9 protein-coding genes are annotated in these 9,903 nt (G+C 66.7%); 1 reads left to right on the forward strand and 8 read right to left on the reverse strand.

Going from position 1 to position 9,903, the window contains the following annotated elements; all coding sequences use genetic code 11:
• Positions 1–51 precede the first annotated feature (51 nt).
• The 4 genes from SSKA14_RS21600 to SSKA14_RS21615 form a co-directional block, all read right to left on the reverse strand.
• On the reverse strand, positions 52–1,089 hold the full coding sequence (locus SSKA14_RS21600) for a fimbrial protein (protein WP_040008943.1): 1,038 nt from the start codon (positions 1,087–1,089) through the stop codon (positions 52–54).
• On the reverse strand, positions 1,080–3,644 hold the full coding sequence (locus SSKA14_RS21605; protein WP_050413404.1) for a fimbria/pilus outer membrane usher protein: 2,565 nt from the start codon (positions 3,642–3,644) through the stop codon (positions 1,080–1,082). The genes SSKA14_RS21600 and SSKA14_RS21605 overlap by 10 nt, the downstream gene beginning before the upstream one ends.
• 92 nt (positions 3,645–3,736) lie before the next feature.
• Positions 3,737–4,468 carry a molecular chaperone gene (locus tag SSKA14_RS21610; RefSeq protein ID WP_008266722.1) on the reverse strand — a complete coding sequence of 244 codons (732 nt, stop codon included), beginning with the start codon at positions 4,466–4,468 and terminating at the stop codon, positions 3,737–3,739.
• Positions 4,469–4,553: 85 nt separating this feature from the next.
• Positions 4,554–5,093, reverse strand: a complete 540-nt coding sequence (locus tag SSKA14_RS21615; protein ID WP_004154162.1) for a fimbrial protein — start codon at positions 5,091–5,093, stop codon at positions 4,554–4,556.
• Positions 5,094–5,552: 459 nt separating this feature from the next.
• On the opposite strand from SSKA14_RS21615, the gene SSKA14_RS21620 reads away from it, so the two are divergent.
• Positions 5,553–5,918 carry a hypothetical protein gene (locus SSKA14_RS21620; RefSeq protein WP_008268664.1) on the forward strand — a complete coding sequence of 122 codons (366 nt, stop codon included), beginning with the start codon at positions 5,553–5,555 and terminating at the stop codon, positions 5,916–5,918.
• A 22-nt stretch (positions 5,919–5,940) separates the two neighbouring features.
• On the opposite strand, the gene pncB is transcribed toward SSKA14_RS21620, so the two are convergent.
• The 4 genes from pncB to SSKA14_RS21640 form a co-directional block, all read right to left on the reverse strand.
• The gene (pncB, locus tag SSKA14_RS21625) at positions 5,941–7,122 is read right to left on the reverse strand and encodes a nicotinate phosphoribosyltransferase (RefSeq protein ID WP_008264910.1); all 1,182 of its coding nucleotides are present in this window, start codon (positions 7,120–7,122) and stop codon (positions 5,941–5,943) included.
• 53 nt (positions 7,123–7,175) lie between these two features.
• Positions 7,176–8,015: a glycosyltransferase family 2 protein gene (locus SSKA14_RS21630; protein WP_008267492.1), complete on the reverse strand. Its 840-nt coding sequence runs from the start codon at positions 8,013–8,015 to the stop codon at positions 7,176–7,178.
• A complete protein-coding gene (locus tag SSKA14_RS21635; protein ID WP_008266918.1) occupies positions 8,012–8,863 on the reverse strand; it encodes a glycosyltransferase in 852 nt (283 codons plus the stop codon). Before SSKA14_RS21635 ends, SSKA14_RS21630 begins: the two co-directional genes overlap by 4 nt.
• 322 nt (positions 8,864–9,185) lie before the next feature.
• The gene (locus SSKA14_RS21640) at positions 9,186–9,575 is read right to left on the reverse strand and encodes a hypothetical protein (protein WP_008266197.1); all 390 of its coding nucleotides are present in this window, start codon (positions 9,573–9,575) and stop codon (positions 9,186–9,188) included.
• Positions 9,576–9,903 lie beyond the last annotated feature (328 nt).

The raw sequence follows: 9,903 nt of genomic DNA on the forward strand, positions 1-9,903 counted from the left end.
CCTGCGGAACAGGCGACGTGCGGGGCACTGCTCAGCGATGGAAAAGCGCTGTTACTCGTACTGGATCGTGAACGTTGCCTGCCCGTTGGCGACACCGGCACCGACAGTCCCGGCCTGGGTCTGCACGTAGCGGGCCCGCAGCGGCAGGCTCATGACACTGGTACCCGGCGCGGTGGTGCCGACATTGATGGCCTGGCCGAAGCGGACTTCGCGTTCGGTGCTGCCGTCACGCTGCACCATCTGGATGCCGATGCGGGTCGCGCTGTTGGTGGCCGCGCTCAGCTTCAGAACCCCGGGCATGTTCGAACTGTCCTGGTCGGCATCGAGGCGGATGCCGATCTTGCTCTGGTAGGCGGCAACGTTGCTGCCCTGGCAGTTCAGGCGGATCTCGAAGTCACGATCGACCGCGCGCGAACCGACGCCGGTGAAGCTGGTGTTGGGCACGCTGCCGAAATCAACGGCGATGTTGCGGCTGCCAGCCTCCACTTCGCAGGTCGGGCTGACCACGGTGGTGCCCGAACCGCGGAAGGTCGAAGTCAGCACCGGGCGGCTGGGGCCGTCGCCATCGAAATAGTAGGTGGTGAAGCGGCCGTTCGGCGCGATCACGCCCGAACCGGTCTGCGCGGCGGTCTTGATCAGCTGGATGCGGAACTGGCCACCGATCAGCGAGATGGTGGAGTTGGCGTTGAAGTTGATGGAATGCGGGTAGTAGGTCTGGATCGCGCCGGAGTCGCGGAACAGGCGGATGCCCACGCCGGCAACGCCGGTCTCGTAGACGTTGGCGAAGCCGGCCACCGGCCGCTTCTGCGGCGCGTTGACGTACTCACCGGTCGAGCTGCCGCCATACCAGTAGTCACAACGGGCGACGTTGTTCTGCTGGTTGATCGGCACGCTGAGTTCCTTGATCACACCGCCCACCGGCGTGCTGGGCAGGATCACGATCTGGCCCATGTCCATCTGCACATCCTGGGCAACGAAACCGTTGATCTGGATGCGGCAGGCGGCGCTGGCCTGCTGCGCCAGCAGCGCGCCACCAAGCACGGCCAGCGTGGCCAGCAGCCTGCGGCCACGGAAAGGAATCATCGGCATGCTGCCTCCAGCGGAATGAAGCCGGTCTTGGACGCATCGGCGCCCGCCGGAACCTGGTAATCAATCGTGCAGCGCTGATCGGCACCGGCGCCCCACTCCACCAGCAGGCGGCCCTGGTTCTGTTCGCTGCGCACGTACACGCGGCCGCCCTGGCTGACCATGCCCACCGGCTGGCCCTGCTCATCCTTGACCTGCGCGCCGAACGGCATGCTGCGGCCATCGGGGTTGCGGACCTGGATCAGCAGTGCGTTGCCCTTGCGGGTGTCGAAGCGCAGGTAGCTGATGGCCCCGGCGAACGGCGCGACCGACTGGCTGGTGCTTTCCAGCTCGACGTCGTGGGCCATGCCCTGCGGGTCGAGGGTGACGGTGTTGAGGCGGTACGGCGACACGTACGGCACCACCGCGTAGCCGCGGCCGTCCACGCGCAGGCCCGGGGCGTTGCTGACGATGGCATCACGCGCGCCCGGTGCTTCGACCAGCACCATGGTGTCGCCGCGCTGCGGGGTGAAGGTGAAGCCACCCGGATGCACGACCACGCTGCCGTTGGCACCGACCGAGGCCTGGCGGAAATCACGCGAATGGCTGTAGGTCGCGTTCAACGCCGAGTAGCGGCTGCGGTACTCGACATTGCCGACCGCCGTGGTGCCACCCTCGCGCGAATCGGACAGGGCCGCGCCATAGCTGAAGTTGTTGTCGACACCGGCAGAACCGGTGATGCCGACGCGGCTGTTGTCGTAGCCGCCGCGGTCGCGCATGCCGAGGTCGGCACTGAACGACACCGGGTGGGTGCCACGGCCCAGCGGCACGCTCATCGACAGCAGGTACTGGGTGTCGGAACGACCGAGCACGCCTTCTTCGGTACGCAGCGCGGAGAAACCGAAGTTCATCGAACGCCAGGCGTTGTTGTAGCCCACCTGGTACTGCTTGGAGGTACCGGCACGGTCGTAGAAGTCACGCACCGAGCCGGTCACGTACAGCGCGCCGCCGCGACGGCCCAGCGGCTGGTTCAGGGTCAGCTGGAACTGGCTGCGCTGGCGGCCACGGGTGGTCGGATCGATGCCGCGCTTGTCCGAGTCGCGGCCATACAGCGCGTCCTGCAGGCTGTAGAAGCCTTCGGTCGAATAGCGGTACGCGGCCAGGGTCAGGTTGGTCCCGGTCTCGCCGATCATGTTGCTGTAGCTCAAGCGCACGCTGGCGCCAGTGTGGTTGCCGTAGTGATCGAACGAGGTGCGCGCATGGGTGACGTCGGCCGCGAACGCACCGACCGGCGTGGACAGGCCGACGCCGTACAGCAGCGACAGGTAGCCATCGCTCAGCGCACTGCCGCCGTACAGGGTCAGCTGGTTGCCGATGCCGCGCTGGTAGGTACCCTGCACCAGCCACGGCTCATCGGCCAGCAGCTTGTTGCGGACCTGGCCGGCGGTCAGCGCGTAGCGCGACACGCCTTCGCGCAGCATCTGCGGCACCGAACCGAATGGCACCTTGAATTCGCGGCGGCGGCCATCGGCCTCGATCACGCTCACTTCCAGGTCGCCGCCGTAGCCGGTCGGGTACAGGTCGTCGATGACGAAGCTGCCCGGCGATACGGTGGAGGAATAGATCAGCTGCTGGTTCTGGCGCACTTCAACGCGCGCGTTGGTTTCGGCGATGCCGCGCACGACCGGCGCGTAGCCGCGCAGCGAGTCGGGCAGCATGCGGTCGTCGCTGGCCAGGCTGGCACCACGGTAGCCGATCGAATCGAACAGCTCGCCGGTGGTGTAGGCCTCACCGATGGTGAGCATGCCGCGCACCTGCGGGATGCCGCGCTGTGCGTAGGTGGCAATGCTCTGCCAGTGACGGCCATCGCCCTCGGACCAGGTCAGGTTCGAGTCGTGGCGGAACTGCCAGCCGCCCAGGTTCAGGCCGGCATTGAGGCCGAGGTAGGCGCTGCGGTTGCGCTGGCCACCTTCGACGCGGCTGTCGCTGTCGATGGCATTGAAGCTGTAGCCGACGAAGCCGGCGTTGATGCCACGGTCCCACAGCGCCGGATTGACGTAGCCGCGCGCTTCGCGGCGCAGGAACACCTGCGGGATGCTGAGGTCGTAGCGCAGGTTGCCGCTGTCATAGATGCCGTAGGCATTGGCCATGCGCTGCTGCACCGGCACGCAGCTGGTCTTGTCGGTCGGCAGCGTCGGGTCCTGCTGCAGCAGCACGGCCTCGCTGTCCACGCCCATTTCTTCCAGCATCGGCAGCGGCAGGCACGCATCGACGTGGCCCTGCGCATCGGCCTTGAACTGCAGGTCGCGACGGCCCTGCCAGCCGCCGTTGACGTAGACGTCGACGCGGTAGGTGCCGGCCACCATCGGGTTGCCATTGCTGAAGGCCGCCAGGTCGACCTGCTTGGCCTGGCCGGACAGGAAGCTGGAATTGAACTGGGCCGATTCCGGGGCACGCGCATTGGCTGCGCCGCTCTGCGCCATCAGCGCCTGCTCGCCCAGATTGGCCGGCGCTGCCAGTGCCCATCCTGGGCAGGCCACGCCAGCGGCCAACAGGCAGATCGCCTGGTGGATCGACAATGTCAATCTGTTTCCGATCACACTGACATTCCTTCAATTCGCCGCGCGGCGGCGGTGGCGGGATGCGCAGGCCCTGGGCCAGCGCGGCGCGTTCAGCCCCCGGTGCTGCCGAGGCGGATCGTGTGTTCCACCCGGCCGCCGTAATCGTTGATGGTGATGAAGCGCACCTGGTCGGTGCCCGCCGGCGCGGCGAACTCCAGGCTCTGCTTCGGCGCGACCATTGCGCCCTTGTCCTCGACGGCCTTTTCGCTGCTGCCGGTCACGGCATGCACTTCGGCCAGCGTGACGTGGAACGGACTGGGGTTTTCCACGCGCAGGCGGTCGCCGGTGCGGGTCCAGCGCAGCGCTGCCGGTGCGTCGTTGGCGACGCCCTTCAGGCCCTGCGGCCGGTAAAAGAGTTTCAGGCGCGAACGGAACGCGACCTGCAGGTAATTCTGTTCGCCCGTGTTGTCGGCGTTGTCCGGCGACGGCGGCACATCCAGCACGTTCAGCCAGAACACCGACTCACGGTCGGCCGGCAGTTGCGCACCGGAGAAGATCACGCGCAGCGCCTGGCTGCGGCCCGGCTCGACGCGCGCGATCGGCGGCGTCAGCACGAACGGGGCATCGCTGGTATCGGCGGTCTGGTTGGCGTCGCCGCTGTCGATCCAGGCCTGCACCAGGGCCGGTGAGTCGCCCACGTTGTCGACCTGTACGGTGACTTCGCGCGCCTGCGCCGGGTAGATCACCCGCGTGCCATTGACCACCACGCCGGCCAGTGCGTCCTGGCAGAAGGGCAGCGTGAACGCTGCCAGCAGCAGCGCCCGGGGAAAGAATGCTTTCATCGGAAGTACTACGCTCGAGAGGTGTGGCCAGGGGCCGCGGAGCACTGGCCGGCGCGTACGCCGGCCAGTGCGGGTACGGCGACGATCAGTTGTAGATGATCGTGTACTTGACGCTGCTGGTGACGTCGCCCGGGGTGGCGGCGGCCGTGGCGTAGTACTCAGCGTAGTAGTTCAGGTCGGCCGAGCCGTCGGTGCCGACGGTGACCCACTGCGAGTTGGTCTGGGCCAGGCCAGCGCCGGCAGCCTTGATCGGCAGGAACTGGTTGTTGGAACCCAGCAGCTGCAGCTGCACGTTGGTGGCAGCGTTGGCCGAGGCCTGGTTGACCAGGCGGCCGCTGTTGAAGTCGACGGTCGAACCCGGCTCGAAGTAGGTGGCGACGTTGCCGGCGCTGCACTTGGTCAGGTTGATGGCGAACGGGGTACGGCCCGCAACGGCACCGGCGGTGGCCAGGGTGTTCTTGGACACGGTCGGCAGGTTGACGGCGAAGTCCTTGCCGCCCGGGGTCGAGATGGTGCAGGTCTTGTCGGTGACCTTGCCATTGAAGGTGATGGTGCCGTCGGCGGCGTTGGCGGCCAGCGGAGCGGCGGCCAGCATCAGAGCGGCGATGAGAGTGTTCTTGTGCATTCGCTTTTACCTAACCCTACTGAAGAGATGAGAAGTAGAGGAGGAAGCAAGGAGCACTGCCGGGCTAACAAGACCCATCCTTGCGTCTCACCTGTGGCCGGACTCGGACATACCTTCCCCGGAATCCGTGACGCAAGTATAGGTGCAAGTGTGATGAAAGTCTCATTATTTTTATGAACGCCAATTTATTGACGGCTCAAATGTGACGTGCTAAGCGAAATGGAACCCAGCGGCGCGTGGGGGATTTGACGCGGGCCCAGGCAGGCCGCAAACGACGTTCGATGACGCATTGAGTGACGCACCCGGCATGCACGGAATCCGGCCTTTTTCAGGCGGAAATCAGCTTCTTTGATGCGCATCACTCTTTCTTGGTGATGGCCCTAGCAGATTCGAACTTGTCCTATTAAAGGCTGATCGAAGCTGTCGCTAACTAGGACACACCGAACCAGAGAACGTGTCATGAGGAACTCCATTCTGCTGTGCGTGGCCCTGATGGCCGTCAGTGCGCTGGCCCAGGCCAGCAGCGGCAGCATCCGTTTCAGCGGCCGCATCGCCGAGCCGGGCTGCACGACGAACCTGTCCCAGGGCGAACTGAGCCTGGCGGCCTGCCCGCCGTCGGCCAAGGGCTCGACGGTGGAAGTGACGGCGCTGGCCGATGGCCAGGCTGCGACGCTGCGCGACGGCAAGCGCCAGGGCCAGAAGCTGTCGGTGTCGGCCAGCGCGATGCGCCCCGGCGATATCGCCTTCTCCGAACGCTACCGCGTCCAGGCTTCGCAGCAGCAGCCGCTGCAGGGCGCCTATCTGGTGGTCGTCGACTACCTGTAAGCGCCCGCCCCTACCGGGCCGGTCATTCCGGCTGCGGCAACTCGAAGACCTGGCGCAGGTAAGCCAGGTAACCCGGGTCGTCGCACATGCTCTTGCCCGGCGAATCGCTGAGCTTGGCCACCGGCTGGCCATTGCAGCGGACCATCTTGATGACGATGTTGAGCGGCGTCGGGCCCAGATCATTGGTCAGGTGGGTGCCGACGCCGAATGCGACCTGGCAGCGACCGCGGAAGTAGTCGTACAGGCGCATCACCTTGGGAATGTCGAGCCCATCGCTGAACACCAGCACCTTGCTGCGCGGATCGACGCGGCGCTGCTGGAAATGCGCCAGCATGCGGTCGCCCCAGTCGAACGGATCGCCCGAATCATGGCGGACGCCGTCGAACAGCTTGCAGAAGTACATGTCGAAGTCGCGCAGGAACGCGTCCAGGCCGACCACGTCGGACAGCGCGATGCCGAGGTCACCGCGGTACTCGCGCGCCCACGATTCCAGTGCCGCCACCTGTGAGTCGCGCAGGCGCGGGCCCAGCGCCTGGAACGCCTGCAGGTACTCATGGGCCATGGTGCCGTGCGGGGTCATGCCGTACAGCCGCGCGAAGTGCACGTTGCTGGTGCCGACCAGCTGCGGACCGAGGGCATCGCGCAGCAGCGGCAGCAGGCGCGCGTGCCAGTCACGCGAGTAGCGGCGGCGGCTGCCGTAGTCGGCAATGCGGCATTGCTCGAAGCCGGGGGTATCACGCAGCAGCGCCGCCTTGGCCTGCAGCCGGCGCTCGCCCTCGGCGAAGTCGGCCGTGGTGGTGTTGCGGAACCAGACTTCGTTGATGATCGCCAGCAGCGGCACTTCGAACAGGATGGTGTGCAGCCACGGTCCGGTGATGTCCAGCTCGATCTCGCCAGGCACCGCCTTCGATGCGCGCAGCTGGATGTACTTGCGGTCGAGATGGAACAGGCCGAGGAAATCGGCGAAGTCCGGCTTTACGAAACGCAGGCCCCGCATGTAGTCCAGCTCTGCGTCACTGAAGCGCAGGGTGCACAGGTGGTCGATTTCTTCGTCGATCTGGTCGATGTAACGGGCCAGGTCGATGCCGGGGGTGCGGCACTTGAACCGGTACTGCACCTGGGCACCGGGATGCTGATGGAGCACCGCCTGCATCATGGTGAACTTGTACAGGTCGGTGTCGAGCAGGGACTGGATGATAGGCATGGGGCGGATTATGCGCCCGCCGGGGTGAATCGGGGGCCTGCCACCACCCTCCGCTACAGCGACCTGCGCAGCAGGCGCGGCACCAGCATCAGCGCATGCGCCCAGATCGCCGCCCATACCGCAGCGCGCACCGGCAACGGGCGCTGCTTCGCTTCGAATTTCTGGAAGTAGCGCCACAGGCCCTTGTGCTTGTGCCATTCGACGAAGAACGGCCGCGAGCGGCTGGAGACACCACGCACGTGGGTCACCTGCAGATCGTTGGCGATCGCCACCACCGCGCCGGCCTCGCGCGCACGGCGGCACAGGTCCAGGTCTTCGGCATGCAGGCGGTAGCCCGCATCCCAACCGCCGATGCGATCGAACAGTACGCGCGGCATCATCAGCAACGCACCGGACAGCGCCGGCACCCGCTGCAGGGCCTGGTGCGGATCGCGCGGCACCGCCAGTTTCGAACCCTGGCCGGGCGACCGCAGCATCAACAGGAAATCGGGATCGCGACGGCGTACCGCCGCGTCGGCCTGGCCATGCTCATCCAGCTGCTCGACGCCGAGCAGGCAATCGCCCAGCGCCTCGGCGCGGCGGCGCAGCTCGGCCAGGGTATCCGCTTCGACCATCAGGTCCGGGTTGATGAAGGCCAGCCACGGGCTGACCGAGTCGGCCACGCCCTGGTTGTTGGCGGCGGCAAAACCGGGATTGTCCGGATTGCCGACGAAACGCACGCGGGCATCATGGCTGGCATGCCGCTGCACGATGTCCAGCGTGCCGTCCAGCGAACCATTGTCGATCACCCGGATCTCGGCCACATCCTGCGCCTGGCGCAGGCGCGAAAGGCAGGCATCGATGGTGCTGCCACTCTGGTAGGTGACGACGATGGCGGCAATGGCAACATTCAAACGGGTGGCTCCGGCGCGGGCGGGACGAACAGGTCGCCCTGTTCGCGCGGCATTATCGCCTGCTGCATGCGCTGTTGCAGATCGGCACGCAGTCCATGCAGCGGATCATGCATCAGGAAGTCGGCCAGCCGTGGCACCCAGCCCGGCCACCGCGCGGCCAGCGCTTCAAGATCACCGTCGCGGCTGATCGCCTCCCCTGCCCGGCTGACAAAGGCGGTCTCGCACAGCACGTTGCGCCATCCCAGCCCGGCCATGCGCAGGCTGAGATCGACCAGTGCGGCGTTCCAGCCGGCGTAGCTGTCCACGTCCAGGCCACCGGCACGGCGGCGCGCATTGCCGCGTACCAGTACCGCGTGGGTGACCGCCGAAGGCAGTTCCGGATGCAGCGTGGGCAGCGTGGCACAGGTGTGCGCCAGCACGGTCGGGTCCTGGGGTTCGGGATTGATCTCGCCCAGCCGTGGCCAGGCCGCCGTTTCCCCGGCATTGCACCACGGCGTCGCGGTGGCGATGGCGGCATCGCGGGCGAAGGCGTCCTGCAGCTGCTGCAGCCAACCCGGCGCCGGCACGCTGTCCGGCGCCAGCACCGCCACGTCCAGGCCATCGCAGGCCCGCAGCATTTCATCAAGGTGGGCGACTTCGCCCAGTGGCCGTGCACGCCGGGTGTATTCGGCCTGCAGCGGCGTATGTGCCAACCAGTGCTCCACCACCGCCTGCGCGCGCGGACCGGTCTGCGCATCGTCGGCCAGCCAGACCGCGGTACCCGGTGCGGTGCCGGCATCCAGCGCCGCCAGGCAGCGGTCGAGCGCAGCGTCGTCCACGCACAGCGGCAACAACACGATCGCCCCCATCCCGCCTCCGTGGTTGTCGGTGGCCACAGCGTAGCATCGGGAGGGTATCGGCCGGGTTGCACCCGGCACGCGCGGTAGTGCCGGCCGCTGGCCGGCAACAGCCGAAGCAGAAGCTGGGTTCCTGGGATTGGCGGGGTGGGTCCGGTTGCGGGGGACGCCGTAAATACATCCCTGTGGTGTAGCGGCGCGCGATAAATGAGGCAGGGAACGCGCGATAAATGGGTGCTGCCGCAGTTTACGGAGAGTGCAACGAATTTGCAGATACAGAAACGCCCCGGAGGGCCGGGGCGTCTTTCGTGGAGTCCTGTGCCGGAGGCCGGGCTTAGGCCTCGGCAACCGACTGGCTGTGCACAATCTCCCCGAGCCGGTTGACGGCCGCCTCCTGCAACTTGGCCAGCAGGGAGACCAGCGACCACACGCGGGCGCGCGAAATGCCGTTCAGGTTGGACTCGGGGGAGATCAGGTCAATGATCGCGGCCCGCGCCTCGGCAACACCTTCTTCGCCCACACCCTCGGGGAAGTTACGAGGCTCGATGGCGTAGAAGAGCATGGCAAGGTTGTCGCGGTTGATGGCGTCATGGCCGCCCCGGACCTCAAGCGCGTCGCGCAGACCGTTCAAGGCAGAAGAGACGGTGCCCAGGTCATCATGGGCTTGGGATGCTGCCCGCTTGAGCGAGTTGGACTGCGGCGAGCTTGCGATAATCGTGTTCATGTCGGGTCCTCAGGTCTTTTGATGAGTGACCGCCAGCCCAACGCCAATTGGGTGGCGGACGGTACGCGGTTGGCGTGCCGGCCTGAGGACCGGTGGGCCTTGCGGCCCCCGCGCACCGCCCACCGCAGAATCGGTGGACCTGCCCCCGCCCGATGCGGGACAACAAAAAAGCGCCTTCATCGGGCGATGGGCGCTTGCTGCGCCTCAGGTACTCGGGACGCCAATCCCGGCCGCCACATGTGGGGCGACGTGGGAAACACTACACCCCCGCGACCCCACATGCAACATCTTTGTGGATGGGTGGTCACCGCCCCGTGACTCCGCCATC

Origin of the sequence: Stenotrophomonas sp. SKA14 (assembly GCF_000158575.1) — a bacterium.
GTDB classification, from domain to species: domain Bacteria; phylum Pseudomonadota; class Gammaproteobacteria; order Xanthomonadales; family Xanthomonadaceae; genus Stenotrophomonas; species Stenotrophomonas forensis.

Coding starts and splice junctions, on each gene's coding strand:
- SSKA14_RS21635 (WP_008266918.1), bottom strand. CDS start 8,863: ATGGGGGCGATCGTGTTGTTGCCGCTGTGCGTGGACGACGCTGCGCTC.
- SSKA14_RS21610 (WP_008266722.1), bottom strand. CDS start 4,468: ATGAAAGCATTCTTTCCCCGGGCGCTGCTGCTGGCAGCGTTCACGCTG.
- SSKA14_RS21620 (WP_008268664.1), top strand. CDS start 5,553: ATGAGGAACTCCATTCTGCTGTGCGTGGCCCTGATGGCCGTCAGTGCG.
- pncB (WP_008264910.1), bottom strand. CDS start 7,122: ATGCCTATCATCCAGTCCCTGCTCGACACCGACCTGTACAAGTTCACC.
- SSKA14_RS21640 (WP_008266197.1), bottom strand. CDS start 9,575: ATGAACACGATTATCGCAAGCTCGCCGCAGTCCAACTCGCTCAAGCGG.
- SSKA14_RS21615 (WP_004154162.1), bottom strand. CDS start 5,093: ATGCACAAGAACACTCTCATCGCCGCTCTGATGCTGGCCGCCGCTCCG.
- SSKA14_RS21600 (WP_040008943.1), bottom strand. CDS start 1,089: ATGCCGATGATTCCTTTCCGTGGCCGCAGGCTGCTGGCCACGCTGGCC.